Annotated in this window: 16 protein-coding genes, 1 tRNA gene and 1 riboswitch; of the genes, 10 read left to right on the forward strand and 7 right to left on the reverse strand. The window is 72.5% G+C overall.

The window, feature by feature from the left end; genetic code table 11:
• Positions 1-90: 90 nt before the first annotated feature.
• Positions 91-741, reverse strand: coding sequence for an endonuclease (locus ACFWM2_RS02655; protein ID WP_383272211.1), 651 nt, complete (start codon positions 739-741; stop codon positions 91-93).
• A 35-nt stretch (positions 742-776) separates the two neighbouring features.
• Positions 777-1115: a DUF3140 domain-containing protein gene (locus tag ACFWM2_RS02660; protein ID WP_383272213.1), complete on the reverse strand. Its 339-nt coding sequence runs from the start codon at positions 1113-1115 to the stop codon at positions 777-779.
• Positions 1116-1402: 287 nt separating this feature from the next.
• Between ACFWM2_RS02660 and ACFWM2_RS02665 the strand changes: the two genes are divergently transcribed.
• The 4 genes from ACFWM2_RS02665 (at position 1403) to ACFWM2_RS02680 (ending at position 6261) form a co-directional block, all read left to right on the forward strand.
• Complete coding sequence (locus tag ACFWM2_RS02665) at positions 1403-2590, forward strand: thiolase family protein (RefSeq protein WP_383272215.1); 1188 nt, start codon at positions 1403-1405, stop codon at positions 2588-2590.
• A gap of 322 nt (positions 2591-2912) precedes the next feature.
• Positions 2913-4421 (forward strand): long-chain fatty acid--CoA ligase, encoded by a 1509-nt coding sequence (locus ACFWM2_RS02670; RefSeq protein ID WP_383272217.1) that lies wholly within the window; start codon positions 2913-2915, stop codon positions 4419-4421.
• Positions 4422-4494: 73 nt separating this feature from the next.
• Positions 4495-5265, forward strand: coding sequence for a sulfite exporter TauE/SafE family protein (locus ACFWM2_RS02675; protein ID WP_383272219.1), 771 nt, complete (start codon positions 4495-4497; stop codon positions 5263-5265).
• A 249-nt stretch (positions 5266-5514) separates the two neighbouring features.
• On the forward strand, positions 5515-6261 hold the full coding sequence (locus ACFWM2_RS02680) for a cobalt-precorrin-6A reductase (RefSeq protein ID WP_383272221.1): 747 nt from the start codon (positions 5515-5517) through the stop codon (positions 6259-6261).
• Positions 6262-6795: 534 nt separating this feature from the next.
• Here the strand turns inward: ACFWM2_RS02680 and ACFWM2_RS02685 are convergent.
• The 3 genes from ACFWM2_RS02685 to ACFWM2_RS02695 all read right to left on the reverse strand — a co-directional run bounded on the left by ACFWM2_RS02685 (position 6796) and on the right by ACFWM2_RS02695 (position 10290).
• A complete protein-coding gene (locus ACFWM2_RS02685; protein ID WP_383272223.1) occupies positions 6796-8880 on the reverse strand; it encodes an MDR family MFS transporter in 2085 nt (694 codons plus the stop codon).
• A 77-nt stretch (positions 8881-8957) separates the two neighbouring features.
• Positions 8958-9728, reverse strand: a complete 771-nt coding sequence (gene cobF, locus ACFWM2_RS02690; RefSeq protein ID WP_383272225.1) for a precorrin-6A synthase (deacetylating) — start codon at positions 9726-9728, stop codon at positions 8958-8960.
• A 34-nt stretch (positions 9729-9762) separates the two neighbouring features.
• A complete protein-coding gene (locus ACFWM2_RS02695; RefSeq protein WP_383272227.1) occupies positions 9763-10290 on the reverse strand; it encodes a DUF309 domain-containing protein in 528 nt (175 codons plus the stop codon).
• A gap of 115 nt (positions 10291-10405) precedes the next feature.
• Between ACFWM2_RS02695 and ACFWM2_RS02700 the strand changes: the two genes are divergently transcribed.
• Positions 10406-10479: transfer RNA gene (locus ACFWM2_RS02700), tRNA-Pro, on the forward strand.
• 107 nt (positions 10480-10586) lie between these two features.
• On the opposite strand, the gene lexA is transcribed toward ACFWM2_RS02700, so the two are convergent.
• The gene (gene lexA / locus ACFWM2_RS02705; RefSeq protein ID WP_383272229.1) at positions 10587-11261 is read right to left on the reverse strand and encodes a transcriptional repressor LexA; all 675 of its coding nucleotides are present in this window, start codon (positions 11259-11261) and stop codon (positions 10587-10589) included.
• A 233-nt stretch (positions 11262-11494) separates the two neighbouring features.
• Positions 11495-11589, forward strand: a riboswitch (TPP riboswitch).
• On the opposite strand from lexA, the gene ACFWM2_RS02710 reads away from it, so the two are divergent.
• Positions 11579-13000, forward strand: a complete 1422-nt coding sequence (locus ACFWM2_RS02710) for a purine-cytosine permease family protein (RefSeq protein WP_383272231.1) — start codon at positions 11579-11581, stop codon at positions 12998-13000. It overlaps the preceding riboswitch by 11 nt.
• On the forward strand, positions 12997-13848 hold the full coding sequence (gene thiD, locus ACFWM2_RS02715; protein WP_383272233.1) for a bifunctional hydroxymethylpyrimidine kinase/phosphomethylpyrimidine kinase: 852 nt from the start codon (positions 12997-12999) through the stop codon (positions 13846-13848). Before ACFWM2_RS02710 ends, thiD begins: the two co-directional genes overlap by 4 nt.
• 168 nt (positions 13849-14016) lie before the next feature.
• Here the strand turns inward: thiD and ACFWM2_RS02720 are convergent, their stop codons facing one another.
• Positions 14017-15291, reverse strand: coding sequence for an ArgE/DapE family deacylase (locus ACFWM2_RS02720; RefSeq protein WP_383272235.1), 1275 nt, complete (start codon positions 15289-15291; stop codon positions 14017-14019).
• A gap of 159 nt (positions 15292-15450) precedes the next feature.
• On the opposite strand from ACFWM2_RS02720, the gene ACFWM2_RS02725 reads away from it, so the two are divergent.
• From ACFWM2_RS02725 to ACFWM2_RS02735, 3 genes are read left to right on the forward strand one after another with little or no spacing between them, the layout of a single operon-like run.
• Positions 15451-15894 carry an Lrp/AsnC family transcriptional regulator gene (locus tag ACFWM2_RS02725; protein ID WP_383272237.1) on the forward strand — a complete coding sequence of 148 codons (444 nt, stop codon included), beginning with the start codon at positions 15451-15453 and terminating at the stop codon, positions 15892-15894.
• A 55-nt stretch (positions 15895-15949) separates the two neighbouring features.
• A complete protein-coding gene (locus ACFWM2_RS02730) occupies positions 15950-16999 on the forward strand; it encodes an NAD(P)-dependent oxidoreductase (RefSeq protein ID WP_383272239.1) in 1050 nt (349 codons plus the stop codon).
• A gap of 40 nt (positions 17000-17039) precedes the next feature.
• Complete coding sequence (locus ACFWM2_RS02735) at positions 17040-17717, forward strand: HAD-IA family hydrolase (protein ID WP_383272241.1); 678 nt, start codon at positions 17040-17042, stop codon at positions 17715-17717.
• Positions 17718-18159 lie beyond the last annotated feature (442 nt).

Genomic DNA, 18159 nt, shown 5'->3' on the forward strand with positions numbered 1-18159 from the left:
TCGGCAGTCGGCAGTCGGCAGTCGGCAGTCGGCCACGCGGCGCTCGTCCGCTCAACTCGTCGTACGCGATCCGCGCGCAGTCTGCCATCGTCACCGCGCGCTGCCGAGGATCTCCTCGGCCACCCGCTTGTCCAGCGCCGCGCGGACCAACGCGGCCGCGAGCACGGCCGGTTCGGTGTCGCCGGAGAGTTCGGCCAGCCGGCCCGGGTCCTCCGGGAGCCTCAGCCGGTGTGCCCCCGACAGGGCCTTGGCGTCGACGTACGGTGCCGCCTCCGGCCAGACGCGCTGGGCCTCGCGCAGGAAGATGTCCGCCCCTGCGGGTCCGATGCCGGGTACCTCCCGCAGCAGGCCGCGCAGCCGGTCGAGGTCACCGCCGGACTCGTCACGCATACGCCGCACATCACCTCCCCAGCGCTCCGTCAGAAGCCGGGCCCCGTCCCCGAGTTGGGTGGCCGTCCGCTCGTCGTAACGCCGGTAGCCGCCGGCGCCCAGCGCGTCGACCCGCTCCTGCCAGGACGCGTCTGCCATGCGGCGGGGGTCGCGCAGCCCCGCGTCGTACAGGGCACGGCTGGTCGCGACGGCCACGGAGGCGCGGATGCGCGCGCTGAGCAGACAGGCCAGTACGAGCGTGCGGTACAGCGGCTGCGGGGTGTTCCGCAGAGTGATACCCGCTTCCTCGGCGTACGTACGGCCGTACGAGCTGACGAGTTCCGTGATCACGCGTCGCTGCCGGTCGCCCATGGTGCACCTCGCCGTCCGTCGCTCGTGGGTACGCCCTACTGAGGCGGTTTGAGCGGGTCGTGGCCCAGCGTCATCAGCCGGTGGCGGCGACGCTCGTCGTCGGCCGCGCGGTCCTGCTCCTCGTCCGGCTGCTCGGTGACGGTGTCCACCACCTCGTACATCACGCTGATGTCGTCCTCGGTCAGGTCGGTACGGCGTTTCTGGAGGATCCCGAGGACGTGCTCTCCGGTGGGTGTGCCCGCGTGCTCGGGCGGGGCCTCGGCGTCCTCGAGGGCGTCCTGGACCCGGAGCCACGCCGCGAGCTCCTGGGACGTCATGTTCACCACGCGGTGGAACTCGTCCCACAGCGCGTCGAGCTCGAGGGCGTCGGTCATCGTGTCTCCTCTTCGGGCGTGCCGGGAGCCACGGGCCGAGCGGGCTCCCCGGTGCGGGCAGGACGGAACGACGGGTCGTCCACCGCCTCCCGCATTCGGTCCATGGGGCGCGGGTGCCCCGGGACGGAAGGGAGGAAACCGGCCGGATCCTCCGGTGGCGGAGTGCGGCGGTCCGGCTGCGGGGAGAGCTTCCCAGGGGGTGGGACGGCGGTCTATAGTCGAAAACTAGCAGTGCTAATTAACGTGGTGGATCGTCCTTTCGTCCGGTGTCCGTCAGGAGTCCTGTCGTGCGTCCCGTCCATTTCGCGGCAGCCCGCCGCACCCCCATCGGCAAACTGCGCGGAGCCCTGTCCTCCGTACGGCCCGACGATCTCGCCGCGGCCGTGCTCCGCGGGGTTCTCGCGGATGCGCCCGCCCTCGACCCGGCCCGGATCGACGACGTCTACTGGGGCGCCGCCAACCAGGCCGGCGAGGACAACCGCAATGTCGCGCGCATGGCCGCCCTGCTCGCCGGGCTGCCGGAGACCGTGCCCGGCGCCACCGTCAACCGGCTGTGCGCCTCCGGTCTCGAGGCCGTGACCACGGCGGCCCGCACCATCGCCGCCGGCGAGGCCGACATCGTGCTCGCGGGCGGTTCCGAGTCCATGAGCCGCGCTCCCTTCGTACTGCCCCGTCCCGACGAGGCCCTGCCGCACCGCATCGAGACCGTCGACACGCGTCTCGGCTGGCGCCTGGTCAACCCGGCGATGAAGGAGCTGCACGGGCTGCTCTCCATGGGGGAGACCGCCGAGGAGGTCGCCGCACGGTACGGCGTCCCGCGCGAACGGCAGGACGAGTTCGCGCTGCGCAGCCACCAACGCGCCGCGGACGCCCGCAAGAACGGGTACTTCGACGCCGAGATCCTGCCCGTGACCCGCCCCGACGGGGTCGTCGTCGACACCGACGAGTGCGTCCGCGAGGACACCTCGTACGAGAAGCTGTCCCGTCTCAAGCCGGTGTTCCGCCCGGACGGCACGGTCACGGCGGGCAACGCCTCGCCGATGAACGACGGCGCCGCCGGGCTCCTGCTCGTCAGCGAAGAGGCGCTCGCCGAGTTCGGCCTGGAGTCCCTCGGGCGGTACACCGCCGGTGCCTCCGCGGGCGTCCACCCGGACGTCATGGGCATCGGGCCCGTGCCCGCCACCCAGAAGGTGCTCGGCCGCGTCGGCTGGACGATCGACGCCGTCGAGGAGGCCGAGTTCAACGAGGCCTTCGCCGCCCAGGCGCTGGCCTGCGTGGACCGTCTGGGCATCGACCCGGACCTGGTCAACCCGACCGGCGGTGCCATCGCGCTCGGCCACCCGCTGGGGTGTTCCGGAGCCCGCATCCTCACCACACTGCTGCACCGGATGCGCCGCACGGGCGCCGCCCGGGGCCTCGCCACGATGTGCGTCGGCGTGGGGCAGGGAAGCGCGGTGCTCGTCGAACGACCCTGACGGAGGCGAGGCGAGCCGAGCCGAATGACCTCGCCCGGGCCGGTGACCTTGACCGTGTCGGGCCGGGCCGTGTCGGGCCAACGACCCTGACCCGGCCGAGCCGAGACGTACGACCCTGACCGGTCGAGGGCCCGCCGGACGCCGGGCCGCGCCCGTCCGCGCGGCACCGGGTCACCGAGTCGCCGGGTCACCGGCCCGCACACCGCTGGCCTCCCTCGCCGAACGCCCGAGCCCCGTGGCGTACGACACCGGGCCGCCGAATCCGTACCCCGCCAGATCCCTGGTCCAGAGCCGCACCAGCAAGGAAACGGAGCACTCCTCCATGGCAACCCTGTCCCTCGCCGCGATCCTCGCCGAGAACGCCCGGCGCCGCCCGGACAAGACGGCGCTGGTCGAGGGCGACCTGCGCCTGACCTTCGCCGAGGTGTGGCAGCGCGCCCGCGCCCAGGCCGGTGCCCTCGTCGGGCTGGGAGTCCGGCCGGGGGACCGGGTCGCGCTGATGGCGCCCAACACCGCAGAGTTCCCGGCCGCCTACTACGCGATCGCGGCGGCCGGCGGTGTCGTGGTCCCCGTCCACCTGCTGCTGTCCGCCGCCGAGGTCGAGCACGTGCTGAAGGACAGCGGGGCGACCCTGCTGCTCTGCCATCCGGCGCAGGCGAAGACGGGGACGGAGGCCGCGCGGGCGACGGGCGTGCGGGTCGTCACGCTGGGCCCCGAGTTCGAGGCCCTCGCCGCGGACGCCGAACCGCTGCCGTCGTACGTCACCCGCCAGGCCGACGACCCCGCGGTCGTCTTCTACACCAGCGGCACGACGGGCATCCCCAAGGGTGCCGTGCTCAGCCACTTCAACCTGGTGATGAACGCGACCGTCAACGCCTTCGACGCCAACGAGATCCGCCCCGACGACATCGCCCTCGGCGCGCTCCCGCTCTTCCACGCCTTCGGGCAGACCGTCTCCATGAACTCCGTCTGGCGGGCGGGCGCGACCCTCGTGCTGCTGCCCCGCTTCGACGCGGCCCGCGCGATCGAGCTGATGGTGAAGGAGGACGTCAACACCTTCCACGGCGTGCCGACGATGTTCGTCGCCCTGGCGGCGGCCGCGGCCGCCGCGGACACGCTCCCCGCGCTGCGCGTGTGCAATTCCGGCGGCGCCTCGCTACCCGTCGCCGTCCTGGAGCGCTTCGAGGCCGCCTTCGGCACGAAGATCTACGAGGGGTACGGGCTGTCGGAGACCTCACCGACCGCGACCGTCAACCAGCCGCTGTTCGGGACACGGGCGGGCACCATCGGCCACCCGCTGTGGGGCGTGGACGTCGAGATCGCCAGGGCGGAGACGGAGGAGCGCATCGAGCTGCTGCCGCCCGGCGAACTCGGCGAGGTCGTCGTCCGCGGGCACAACGTGTTCTCCGGCTATCTGGGCCGGCCCGAGGCGACCGCCGAGGCCATGGTCGACGGCTGGTTCCGCACCGGCGACCTGGGCACCAAGGACGAGGACGGCTTCCTGCGGATCGTCGACCGCAAGAAGGACATCATCATCCGCGGCGGCTACAACGTGTATCCGCGGGAGGTCGAGGAGGTCCTGATGCGCCACCCCGGGGTGGCGCAGGTCGCCGTCATCGGCCTGCCGGACGAGCTGCACGGCGAAGAGGTGTGCGCCGTCGTCGTCCGCGCCCCCGGAGCCACGGTGGACGGCCGGGAGATCACCGAGTGGTCCAAGGAGCACCTGGGCCGTCACAAGTACCCGCGTCGCGTGGAGTTCGCAGACGAGATGCCGCTCGGTCCGAGCATGAAGGTCCTCAAGAGGGAACTGCGGACGCGGTACGGCGGCTGACCACGGCGGAAGGGGCCACCTGGCGAGACGGTCCTTACGCGGCGAGATACGTGGGCATAGCATCGGTTCCCGCATGAACACGATGACGCTCTGGCACATATCCCTCTGGGAGTTCGCCGCGCTGGCCGCGGCGGCTCTGCTCGTCGGCTTCTCGAAGACCGCGGTGAGCGGGGCCAACACGGTCAGCCTCGCGATCTTCGCCGCCGTCCTGCCGGCCCGCGCCTCGACCGGCGCCCTGCTGCCCATCCTGATCGTCGGCGACGTCCTCGCCGTCCTGACCTACCGGCGGCACGCCCACTGGCCCACCCTGTGGCGGCTGTTCCCGGCGGTCGCCGCGGGTGTCGTCCTCGGCACGCTGTTCCTCGTGTGGGCCGACGACGGAGTCGTCCGCACCTCCATCGGCGCGATCCTGCTGCTCATGGCGGCTGTCACCCTGTGGCGCCGAAGGGCGGCCAGGGACGACGAACCCGACTCGGTGGCGACACGGACGGGCCGGGTCAAGGCGCGTTCGTACGGCGTCCTCGGCGGTTTCACCACGATGGTCGCCAACGCCGGCGGTCCGGTCATGTCGATGTATCTGCTCTCCGCGGGCTTCCGGAAGCTCGGTTTCCTGGGCACCTCGGCCTTCTTCTTCCTCATCGTCAACGTCTCCAAGGTGCCCTTCAGCGTGGGGCTCGGCCTGATCGACGGGAAGTCCCTGCTGCTCGACGCGGCGCTGGCGGTGTTCGTGCTGCCGGGTGCGCTCCTCGGCAGGTGGGCGGTGAACCGGATCAACCAACGGCTGTTCGAGCGGCTGGTGATCGCGGCGACGGTGGTGGGCGGGGTCCAGCTGCTGCTGCGCTGATCGCCGTTGCCGGCACCCGACGATCCGTCTGGCGCGCGGCGATCCGTCTGGCGCCCGAAGTGCCGTCTGGCGCTCGGAGAACCGGCGGTCCGGCCCCTGGCGGTCCGGCCCCTGGCGGTCCGGTCCCCGGAGTGGTCGGGCACCCCCGGCGGTCCGGTACCCGGCGGTCCGGACCCCGGAGTGGTCGGGCACCCCGGCGGCCCGGTACCCGGCGGTCCGGCGTCCTCCGGTCCCCGTACGCTCGACGCCATGTCCCCGCACATCCTCCTCCTCGGCGGTACCACCGAGGCCCGCGAGCTCGCCGCCCGGCTGGCGGCACGCACCGGAGTGCGCGTCACCACCTCTCTCGCGGGACGGGTGGCACGGCCTGGAGCGCTCGAAGGGGACGTCCGTATCGGGGGGTTCGGTGGCGCGGAGGGGCTGGCGGCCTGGCTGCGCGAGCACCAGGTGGACGCCGTCGTCGACGCCACCCACCCCTTCGCCGAAGGCATCACGGCGAACGCGGCGCGGGCCGCGGCGGCGACCGGCGTCCCGGCCGTGGTCCTGCGCCGCCCGGGGTGGCAGCCCCAGGCCGACGACCGCTGGCACCCGGTCGCGTCCCTCACCGCCGCGGCCGAACTGCTGCCGGGCCTGGGACGCCGGGTGTTCCTCACCACCGGCCGCCTGGGCCTCGCGGCCTTCGCCGACCTGGCCGGACTCCGGTTCCTCGTACGGTCGGTGGAGGCGCCGGAGCCGCCCATGCCGCCGCACACCCGGGTGCTGTTGGCGCGCGGCCCGTTCACCGTGCCCGACGAGACGGCCCTGCTGCGCGAGCACCGCATCGACGTCCTGGTCACGAAGGACAGCGGGGGAGAGGCGACCTCGGCGAAGCTGACGGCCGCGCGCGCACTGGGCCTCCCGGTCGTCGTCGTACGCCGGCCGCCCCTCCCGGAGGGCGTGCTCGCGGTGCCCGACGTGGCGGGGGCGCTGGACCGGCTGCGCCTCGTCGCACCGTGACTGCCGGCCCAGGCGCGGGTCCTCGGCCCGAAGCGGCAGGGGCCAGGGCCCGGACCTGGGGAGTGAGGCCGAAGCGGCAGGGGCCAGGGCCCGGGCCTGGGGAGTGAGGCCGAAGCGGCAGGGTCCAAGGCCTCGACCCGGCCGGCCAGGCCGATTCTGCGGGGGCCAGGGCGTAACCCAAGGTGCGCCGGGAAGTCTGGTCGGCATGTGCTCCGCCCTGCCTACCGACCGGAGGTCCATCCCGTGGCCGCGCCGGGTCGGGGCGCAGGCGCGGGTCCTCGGCCCGAAGCGGCAGGGGCCAGGGCCCGGACCTGGGGAGTCAGGCCGAAGCGGCAGGGGCCAATGCCTCGACCCGGCCGGCCAGGCCGATTCTGCGGGGGCCAGGGCGTAACCCAAGGTGCGCCGGGAAGTCTGGTCGGCATGTGCTCCGCCCTGCCTACCGACCGGAGGTCCATCCCGTGGCCGCGCCGGGTCGGGGCGCAGGCGCGGGTCCTCGGTCCGATGCGGCAGGGGCCAAGGCCCCGGCCTGGGGAGTCAGGCCGACGAGGCAGGGGCCAAGGCCCGGACGCGGGTGGTGAGGCCGTTGGCCAGGTCTTCGGCGAGGAGGCGCTTGGCGATGCTGTCGACCGCGGCCCGGAGGTCCGCGCCGGACGGGCGGCCGATGTCCTGCTCCACACGCTGGGCGAGCCACGTGCCCCAGGCCTTGCCGATCACGTCCGCCTCGCGCCGGCCCGCCTCGGTGTGGGAGAAGAGCGAGCCGTCACGGGTGAGGTAGCCCTCGTCGACCATGCGGTCGAAGACCGGCACCAGGACCTCGGGCGGCAGGTGGCGGCGGCTGGCGATCAGCCCGAGGTTGGCGTGGCCGACCATCCGGGTGAACAGTTCGACCTGCATCACGGCCCAGGCGCCCGCGACATCGAGCCGGGTGTCGGAATCCAGGACGATCCGCCGGGCGGTGTCCAGCTCCGTACCGCCGATGATCTTTCCGACGGCGGCCTCCAGCAGCCGCTGCGAATCCGCGGTGGACGGGGACGCGAAACCCTCGCCCATGTCCGTCGACCCCATCCGCGCGCTGTCCCGCAGCTGCACCTGCTTGAGGAACAGGGCCACGACGAACCCCAGCAGCGCGACCGGCACCGCCCAGAGGAAGACGGTGTGGATCGTGTCGGCGTACGCCTGGATGATCGGCCGGGCCGCGGTCGACGGAAGCCTGTGCAGACCCTGCGGGCTCTGCGAGGCCTGGGCGATCGCGGCCGGATCGGCGGCCCCGGTCCCCGTCGCGGTCCGCACCCCGTCCGCGAGGTTCGGCTTGAGCGCGTTGGTGTACACCGTGCCGAACACCGCCGTGCCGAACGAACTGCCCAGCGTCCGGAAGAAGGTGACGCCCGACGTCGCCGTACCGAGATCGGTGTACTCGACGGTGTTCTGCACCGCGATGGTCAGCACCTGCATGCACAGCCCGATCCCGGTGCCGAGCACGAACATGTACACGGACGACAGCCAGGTGCTGGTCCCCGGGCCCATCAGGGAGAGGAGATAGAGCCCGAGCGCCATCACCAGCGCGCCGATGATCGGGAAGAACCGGTACTGCCCGGTCTTGCTGACCACGTTGCCGCTGAAGACGGACGCGATGAGCAGGCCGATGACCATGGGCAGGGTGCGGACGCCGGAGATCGTCGCCGAATCACCGTCCACGTACTGGAGATAGCTCGGCAGATACGTCATCGCGCCGAGCATCGCGAAGCCCACGATGAAGCTGAGGATCGAGCAGACGGAGAAGACGGGATTCGTGAACAGCCGCATCGGCAGCATCGGTTGGGCGGCGCGCGTCTCGACCCAGCAGAAGAGGCCGAGGGCGATCACGCCGCCCACGAACAGGGCGATGATGACACCCGAGCCCCACGCGTACTCGTTGCCGCCCCAACTCGTCGCCAGGATCAGCGCGCTCGCGCCGACCGCGACGAGGGCGATGCCCAGATAGTCGATCACCGGCCGGCTGGCCGACTTCACGACGGGAATCGTGCGGGCCGCGGCGATCACCACGACGATCGCGATGGGCACGTTGACGTAGAAGGCCCACCGCCAGGTCAGATGGTCGGTGAACACCCCGCCCAGCAGCGGTCCGATGACGGTGGCGACACCGAAGACGGCGCCGATCGCGCCCTGGTACTTGCCGCGCTCGCGCAGCGGGATCACGTCGGCGATCAGGGCCATGGCCGTGACCATGAGGCCGCCGGCGCCGATGCCCTGCATCGCCCGCCAGGCGATCAGCAGCGACATGTTCGTGGCGAGACCGCACAGGAACGAGCCGGTGATGAAGATGATCGCCGACGCCTGGAAGACCAGCTTGCGGCCGAAGAGGTCACCGAACTTGCCGACCAGCACCGTCGCCACGGTCTCCGCGAGGAGATAGGCGGTGACCACCCAGGACATGTGCGCGGCGCCGCCGAGATCCGACACGATCGTCGGCAGGGCCGTGCCGACGATCGTCTGGTCGAGGGCCGCGAGCAGCATGCCCAGCATGATCGTCACGAAGACGACGTTGCGGCGCCGTGAGTCCAGCACCGGGGGCGCGGGCGCCGGAGCTGCGGGCGGCGCGGATTCCTCTGTGGTCGTCACAGGGTCACCCTCACACCGGGGCAGGGCGTGTGCATGCCGGGAGATCCGCCCGGCGTACGTGATCGACCGGAAAGGCCCTAACCCCGCGGATGCCTGCGCAGCAGGTAGGTGTCCATGATCCAGCCCTTGCGCTCCCGGGCCTCCGCGCGCAGACGCTCGATGCGGGGGGCCGCCTCGGCTATCGGCCCCGAGGCGAGGATCTCGTCCGGGGTGCCGATGTAGGCGCCCCAGTAGATGTCGATGTCCTGGTCGGCATACGCCCGGAAGGCCTGGTGGGCGTCGAGCATCACCACCACGTCGTCCACCCCCTCGGGAAAGCCCTCCGCCAGGCGGCGCCCGGTGGTGATCTGGATGGGCCGCGCGACCCGGTTGAGCCCCGTGCGGTGCCTGGCGACGAGCGCCGAGACACTGCTGATCCCGGGAACGACCTCGTACGTGAACGCCACCGCGCCCCGGTCGAGGATCTCCTCCAGGATGCCGAGCGTGCTGTCGTACAGCGCGGGGTCCCCCCACACCAGGAACGCGCCGCTGCCGTCCTCGCTCAACTCCTCGACGATCAGCCGCTCGTAGAGGGCGGCGCGGGCGCTGCGCCAGTCACCGACCGCGGGTGAGTAGGCCGCGCCCCCGGCGGCCCGGTCGCGATCCGGGTCGCGCGCTTCGACCAGCCGGTACGTCCCCTCCGGCAGATGTGCGTCGAGGATGTCACGGCGCAGCTGAACGAGGTCGGACTTCACCTCGCCCTTGTCCAGGATGAAGAACACGTCCGTGCTCTTCAGCGCCTTGACCGCCTGCAGGGTCAGCTGGTCGGGATCGCCCGCCCCGATTCCGATGACATGAATCTTTCGCACGACCCGAGTCTGCCCCACGCCACTGACAGCCGGTCTATCCGGGTTCACTCCCGCGCAGTCGCGGCGCCCACGCCACCGCGTCGACCGCCGTACCGTCCCGCTCCACGACCCCCGCCAACCTCCGCGCCCAGGCCGCCAGTTCCGCCAGATCCATCCCGTACGGCCGGTTCTGTCCGGATTCGGCGGCCCACTGTTCGGCGGCGCCCGCCCCGCGTCGCAGCAGCCGGGCGCCGCCCGTCGTGTTGCCCCGGGCCGCATGGGTCAGCCCCACCGCGAGCTGGGCCAGCCCGCGCCACAGCGCGCGCTCGTCCGCGGGACCCGACTTCCAGGCGTCCTCGAAGACCTCGTGCGCGTGGAACGGCTTGCCCGCGGCCAGCAGCGCCTGCGCCTCGACGACCGTCTCGGCGGGGCTGCGTACGACCCCTTCGGGTTGCCGCTCCACCCCGTCCGCGCCGTACGGCAGGGGCCGGCCGAGCCCGTCCCGGGGACGGGCGTTGCGGGCCCGTCCCTCCGTGTCCCGGTCGCGTCGGTCGTCAGCCCCGGCCCTGGAAATCCTGCTCATGCTCCGATTGTCCCGCGCCGGCCCCGGTGCCGCCCCCGCGCCCCCGGCGGACCGGCCTGTGGCGTGCGGTAAAGTGCTGTTCGCGCGATCACGCGGTTCACCGCGGCGAGCGCACCGGGACGTGGCGCAGCTTGGTAGCGCACTTGACTGGGGGTCAAGGGGTCGCAGGTTCAAATCCTGTCGTCCCGACGGTGCGAAGGGTCTTCGCGGGCGAAAGCCCGCGGGGGCCCTTTCTGTTCGCACCGGTCCCGCGGGGGCCGGACCGCACCCGGAGCGGGGCGGCACCCTCGCCACCGCTACAACTGGCGCATCAGGCCCACCACTCGGCCCAGGATGACCGCGTCCTCGCCGGGAATCGGCGCGTAGGCGGAGTTGCGCGGCATGAGCCACACCTGACCGTCCTGCCGGCGCAGCTGCTTGACCGTGGCCTCGTCCTCCAGGAGCGCGACGACGATGTCGCCGTGATCGGCGCTGTCCTGGCGGCGGACGGCCACCACGTCGCCGTCGCAGATGGCCGCCTCGATCATGCTGTCGCCGCTCACGGTCAGTGCGAAGAAATCGCCGTCGCCGACCATCTGGCGCGGCAGCAGGTAGATGTCCTCGATCGCCTCTTCGGCGAGGACGGGCGTGCCCGCGGAGATGCGGCCCACCAGCGGTACTGCGGCCGGCTCCGGCCCGCGGTCGGCGTCCAGACTCGGCGCCCAGGTGGGCCGTACCTGATACGCGCGGGGCCGGTGCGGATCGCGGTACAGGACGCCCTTTCGCTCCAGTACCGACAGCTGGTGGGAGACCGAGGAGGTGCTCGCCAGCTCGACGGCCTCGCCGATCTCACGCATGGACGGCGGATAGCCCTGCCGCGCCACCTCGGTCCTGATGAACTCGATGATGGCCTGCTGGCGGCCGGTCAGCTCGCCCTGCACCGACCCGGTCCCGGGCGGCCGGCCGCGGCGTGCCCTCGCGAGGTTCTCCACCTGCGCCCCCTCCGTTCAAGATCCCGTCAGTGCGTCACCATAGCCCGCCCTCCCGGACAAAGGGAACGTCGTCCGCGTATCACGGTATTCACTCCCAGGCGTCCCTCCCCGGGCACACCGTGCGGCGCGGGCGTGACCCGCCGCACCGGCCCGGTCACCGTCCGCCGACCGCGCACGGCTGCCGTCCGCCCCACCACCTGGACGTACGCGCGGGCCGGGCTATCCTGGCCGGCGTACCGGACACGGGGTGCCCCGCACGAGGGCTGAGATCACACCCGTCGAACCTGAACCAGTTAGGACTGGCGGAGGGATGTCTCATGTCATTGCCGCATGCCCGCGGTGAGGTGGCCGTCGGGTCCCCGCAGCGCGTCTTCGACGGGCGGATGCCCGCCGCTCCCGGTGATCTGCGGGTCGAGGCCCGTGGCATCGCACCCGTCCCCGAGGACGCGCGGTACGGCAGCCCGGCCCGGCTGTTCACCGTGTGGTTCGCCCCCAACCTGACCATGACGGGCGTGTTCACCGGCACCGCCGGCGTCGCGCTCGGCCTCGACTTCGCCACCGCCCTCACCGCCGTCGTCCTCGGCACCCTCCTGGGCGCGGTGCCGACCGCCTACCTGGGCACCTGGGGCAGCCAGACCGGTGCGGGGCAACTCCCGCTCGCCCGGCTGGCGTTCGGGCGGGCCGTTGCGGTGCCGGGCGCCCTGCAGTGGCTCTCCTCGATCGCCTGGGACGCGCTGATCGGCCTGTTCGGCGGGGACGCGCTGGCCCAGCTGTGCGGCTGGCCGTTCTGGCTGGGCGTCCTGGTCATGATGACCGCCCAAGGGGCTCTCGGTGTCCTCGGGTACGAGGCGATCCACCGGCTCCAGACCGTGATGACGTTCGCGCTCGCCGCCGCCTTCGCCGCGCTGACCGCCAAGCTGCTCGGCGGCAGCCACCCCGCCGCCGTCGCCACGGTCCATGGCGCCGACCGGGCCGGCGCGTTCGTCCTGACCTGCACCATCGCACTGAGCCTCGCGTTGTCCTGGGCCCCCTACGCCAGCGATTTCAGCCGGTATCTCCCGCGCACCGCGTCCCGGCCGCGGATGTTCTGGTGCACGCTGCTCGGCGTCAGCGTGTCCTTCGTGGCCGTCCAGGCACTGGGCCTGTGGGGCGCGTCCGTCTTCACCGACCAGACCGCCCGAGGCGTCGACACCCTGCTCGGCGGCGGCGTCCTCGGTGCGTTCGGCCTGCTCGCCGTCGCGCTCGCGGCCCTGTCCAGCAACGCCATGAACGACTACAGCGGCTCGCTGGCCCTGCAGACCATGGGGGTACGCCTGCCGCGTCCGGTCGCCGCCGCGCTGGCCGCCGCCCTCGGCTTCCCGCTCGTCCTGTGGATGCACGCGGCCGACACCACCACCCGCTTCCAGAACGTGCTGCTGCTCGTCGGCTACTGGATCCCCGGATTCGTCGCGATCGTGGCCGTCGACTGGCTCGTCCGGGCCAGGGCCCGCGCCGGCGCCCCGGTCGACCTGGCCGCCGAGAACGCCCGCCCGCAGCAGTGGTGGCCCGCGCTCACGGCGTTCGTCGTCGCCTTCGCCGCCGCCGTCCCGTTCATGAGCACCAGCCTGTACGTGGGTCCGGTGGCCGACGCCCTGCACGGCGCCGATCTCGCCTACGGGGTGGCCTTCGTCGTGGCGCTCGCCGTGTACGCCCCGCTGCGCCTGGGTCTCGGCGCTACCTCGAAGGAGACCCGGTCATGACACAGCCGGCCACATCACCCGGTGCCGCGACCGCACCGGTTCCGGCAGCCGCCGTCGCGCCGCCGCGCGTCCTGACCGTCGCCGGGTCGGACTCCGGGGGCGGCGCCGGTATCCAGGCCGACCTGAAGACGATGCTCGCGCTGGGCGCGCACGGCATGAGCGTGCTGACCGCGGTCACCGCGCAGAACTCCCTCGGGGTCCAGGGGGCGTGGGAGCTGCCGGCCGAGGCGGTGCGGGCGCAGTACCGCAGCGTCGTGGACGACATCGGCGTACAGGCGCTGAAGACCGGCATGCTGGCCTCGCCCCTGCTCGTCGAGACCGTCGCCGAGCTGCTCGCGGACACCGCCGCACCCGTGGTCGTGGACCCGGTGAGCGTCTCCAAGCACGGCGACCGGCTGCTCGCCGACGACGCGCTGGACGCCGTACGGACCGTACTGCTGCGGGTCGCGACGGTGGCGACCCCGAATCTCGACGAGACGGCGCAGCTCACCGGGGTCTCGGTGACGAGTGAAGGGGACATGCGCCGGGCGGCGGAACGGCTCCTGGAGTACGGGCCGCGGTGGGTCCTCGTGAAGGGCGGTCATCTGCCGGGCGAGGCCGTGGACCTGCTGACCGACGGCCGCGAGGAGCACTGGCTGCGGGCCCCGCGCCACGACAACCGCCATACGCACGGCACGGGTTGCACCCTGGCCTCCGCGATCGCGGTCGGCCTGGCGCAGGGGCATCCGGTACCGGAGGCGGTGCGCCGGGCGAAGGAGTACGTCACGGGTGCGATCGCCGCGGGCTTCGCCCTGGGCGCGGGCCTGGGCCCGGTCGACCACGGCTGGCGGACCCGCCCGCGCCGGTGACGCGCTGCGCCCGCACTTGGTTGTCGAGGTGAGCCGGGCGCGTCTCGCCGAGCGGGTTCCTGCGGTTCGGGTGGGCACCGGGCTCCCGCGGTTCGGGTCGGCCGGGGTCGCCTTCCGCTACCGGGTCCCGGCGGGGGTCGTCGTTCGGGTCGGCCGGGACGCCTCCCGTTACCGGGTCCCCGCGGTCCTGAGTGCCGTGAGGACCAGCGTGCGGGCGACGGCGACGGTTTCGGTGAGCGATACGCGTTCGTCGGGGCCGTGGGCGAGGCGCACGTCGCCGGGTCCGTACTGCAGCGTCGGTATGCCCGCCGCCGCGTAGAGGCGCAGATCGCTGCCGTACGGCGCGCCGCGCTCCCGGGGTCCCGGTGAGCCGGTGGCGTCCGCGTGTGCGGTGCCGACCACCTCGCGCAGGGGATGCCCGGGGGCGAGCCTGCCACTGGCGAACCGGCCGCCGGGCCAGGAGACGACGGCCGGGTGGTCGCGCAGCCATGGATCGTCCGCGCACGCCTGGGCAACGCACAGTTCGAACTCGGCGCGTGCCGCGGCGGGTTCCTCGCCGAGCCGCAGTCCCAGCCTCCCGTCGGCGACGAGAAGGCCCGGCACGCTGCTGGCCCAGTCCCCGGCCCGGACCATGCCGACGGACAGGCAGTAGGGGATGGGGTATTCGGCCATCAAGGGATCCGGCACCTTGTTGCGTACGACCTCCAGCCGGGCGAGTGCCGCGCCGATCGGCGTGTAGGCGTCGATGGCGCTGACGCCGGCGTCCCGGGTGCTCGCGTGCGCGGACCGGCCGGGCACGGTGATACGGAAGGTCAGGGCGCCCGCGTTGGCGGTGATCAGGGTGCCGCCGGTCGGCTCGCTGATGACACAGGCATCACCGCGGTGTCCCCGGCGCAGGGTCCCGAAGGCGCCGAGCCCGCCGTCCTCCTCGCCGACGACGAAGTGGCCGGCCACGCTGCCGCCCGGCCGTACGCCACTGGCGCGGATCGCCGCCAGCGCGGCGATGTTGGCGACGACGCCGGCCTTCATGTCACAAGCGCCACGGGCGTGTACGACATCCCCGTGCACCCTCGGCACGAACGGGTCGCCGGCCCACTGGGCGAGGTCGCCGGGCGGCACCACGTCGACATGACCCTGGAGGATTACGGTCGGGCCGCCCGCCGCACCCGGCAGCGACGCCACCAGACCCCACGCCTCCTCACGCGGCACCTCCGCGCCCGGGAAGTCCGGGTCGGAGCGCAGGGCGGCCAGGTCCATCGGCCACAGGTCGACGTCCAGGCCGAGCCGGTCGAGATGCCGGGCCAGGTGGTGCTGGAGTTCGGACTCCGCCGCGCTGCCCGTCACGCTGGGCACGGCCAGCACGTCGAGCAGCAGTGCGGCGACGGCCGCCTCGTCGACCGCTTCCAGGGCGGCGGACTCCTCCGCACTGAGCTTCGCGCGCAAACCGCACACTCCTGTCGCCTGTCGTGCGTCGATGGGGTGTGTGGATGCTATGAGCGGGCGGAGCGTGCAATCAATCGCCGTTTGTTCTCCGTTGAGATTGCTTTCTTGCGAAAAGGCGCTCCGTGTGGCGGAATCTTGCGTGCGAGGAAGGTGGATCACATGGGCATGGACGCCATCGACGAGAGCATCGTGCGGTGCGTGCTGCGCAACGCGCGCAGCACCTACGCCGAGATCGGGGAGGCCGCCGGGCTCTCCGCGCCGGCGGCGAAGCGCCGGCTGGACCGGCTCGTCGCCGACGGCACCGTGCGCGGCTTCACCGCACTCGTCGACACCCAGGCGCTCGGCTGGCGGACCGAGGCGTTCGTCGAGGTGTACTGCAAGGGCAATCCGACACCCGGTGAGCTGCAACGGGACCTGGAGACCGTGCCGGAGGTGGTGGAGGCCTACACGGTCTCCGGCGCCGCGGACGCGATGGTCCACATGATGGCGCTCGACATCCCGCACCTGGAGCGCGCCGTCCAACGGGTCAGGGAAGCACGGGTCATCGAGCGGACCGAGAGTGTCATCGTGCTCTCCCGGCTGATCAACCGGCCGCGCGTCTGACCTCGCCGGTGCGAGCCGGCGGAACAGGACAGAATGGACAGGACAGAGGAGTCATGTGAGCAGCCCACCCCCGCCTCCCGGCGCCGTGACCGGAAAGCCGGTCGTCGTCCTGCGCCCCGCCCCGCAGCGCACCGACCGCATCTTCACGCCCGGTGCCCTGGACCTCCTCCGTGACCGCTTCACCCTGGTGGACCTGGAGGACGACCCCTCCGAGAAGGCCCTCGACGAAGTCCTGCCCGAGGCTTTCGCGATCGTCGGCCAGCCGGATCTGCCCGCCGAACGGCTGGCCCGCGCGCCCGGGTTGCGCGCCCTGCTGAATGTCGAGGGCAACTTCTTCCCGAACGTCGACTACGAGACCTGCTTCGCGCGCGGAGTCCACGTCCTCGGCTGCGGGCCCGCCTACGCACAGGCCGTCGCCGAATACGCCCTCGCCCTCGCGCTCGATCTGGCCCGAGGCATCAGCCGGGAGGACCGCGCCTTCCGCGCCGGCAGGGAGCGGTACGTCGCCGACGGCAACGCCGACGCCGTACTCCTGAACGGCTCGGACATCGGCCTGATCGGCTTCGGCAATCTCGGCCGCAGTCTGCACCGGCTGCTCGTCCCGTTCCGGCCGACCCTCCGCGTCCACGACCCCTGGCTGCCGGCGGGCGCCCTGCGGGAGTTCGGTGTGCTGCCGGCCGGCCTGGACGAGACGCTCTCCCGCAGTCGCTTCGTGTTCGTCCTGGCCACCGTCACGGACGAGAGCCGTCAACTGATCGGGGAGCGGGAGCTGGGACTGCTCCCGGACGGCGCCCGGCTGATTCTGGTGAGCCGTGCTCCGGTCGTCGACTATCCGGCGCTGCTCTCGCATGTGGCGCGCGGCCGTCTGCTGGCGGGCATCGACGTGTGGCCGGACGAGCCGGTGGCCGCCGACGACCCGGTGCGCGGGCTGGAGGGGCTGGTCCTGTCCGCCCATCGAGCGGGCGGCATCCCGGAAGCCTTCCTGAGCATCGGCGACATGGTTCTCGACGATCTGACGCTCCTCGCCCGGGGTCTGCCGCCCGCCCGGATGCAGCCCGCCGCGCGCGAACTCGTCGGCCGTTACCGCAACCGCCCGGTCGCCTGAGACCACCCGCACCGCACCGACACGACTCCCGAGAGCGCTGATGACCGTCCCGTCCCGTCCCGGCCCCGCCCTGGACATCCCCTGCGAGGGTCTGCTCTTCGACAACGACGGTGTCCTCGTGGACTCCGACCACGGCGTCGGCCTGGCCTGGGGGCAGTGGGCCCGAGCCCGCGGGCTGTCCCCGCGGGACGTCACCGCGATGGTGCACGGCCGCCGTTCGGCCGACACCGTCGCGCTGTTGGTGACCGACCCCCATGAGCGCGCGGCCGCGCTCGCCGAGATCGACCGGCTGGAGGTCGAGGCCGCGGCGACCACCACCGCGCTCCCGGGAGCCCTCACCCTTCTGGAGAGCCTGCCGCAGGAGCGGTGGGCGGTCGTGACCTCCGGAGTCACCGCCCTGGCCCGGGCCCGGCTCGCGTCGGCCGGACTGCCCGCCCCGCCCGTGCTCGTCACGGCGGACGACGTCCGGCACGGAAAGCCGGCCCCCGACGGCTACCGCGCGGCGGCGAGGCAACTGGGCCTGGACCCGGCCCGGACCGTCGTCTTCGAGGACAGCACCGCCGGCGTCCGGGCGGGGACGGCGGCGGGCGCGACGGTCGTCGGCGTCGGGCCGCGCGCCCTGGACACGGACGCCTTTGTCGTCGTACGGGATCTGCGTGGTCTGGTGTGGCGCGACGGCGTACTTGGTCTCGCCGGGGCGCAGTTGCTGCGCCGCTGATGGTCCCGGCGCCGCGAGCCGGCTGGATTCCGCGGCGGCAGGCCGCCGTTCTGCCCGAATCCGGTGCCCGCCGGTTTCTCCGGCGCCGGGGACTCGCGTTACTCGACGGTAAGAACGCCCTCTCTTTCGAGTTCAAGTGTTGCCCGACCGATATAGACCGGACGGTGAGTTCGGTGGGCTTGGATCCGGTTTGCGTCGGGCTCGAATTGCTTTCGCGGAGCCGGTTCTGACGCTTCGTCAATCAATGTGATCTTGATGGAATGTTCGAATCGGCGAGATCTCTTGTTCCGGCTCGGTGCCCTGTGCAAAGGTGTGCCCCTGTCAGTGTGCAGACAATTGGATTCTGTTGCACGCCGGCCGCGCATCTGCTCGCCCCTCGCTTCAAAAGAGCCAGCCGAGGGGGGTGCTCATGGTGCGTACCCCCCACATGGGTAGTCCCTCC

Origin of the sequence: Streptomyces sp. NPDC058371, from assembly GCF_042723265.1 — a bacterium.
Classification (GTDB): Bacteria; Actinomycetota; Actinomycetes; order Streptomycetales; family Streptomycetaceae; genus Streptomyces.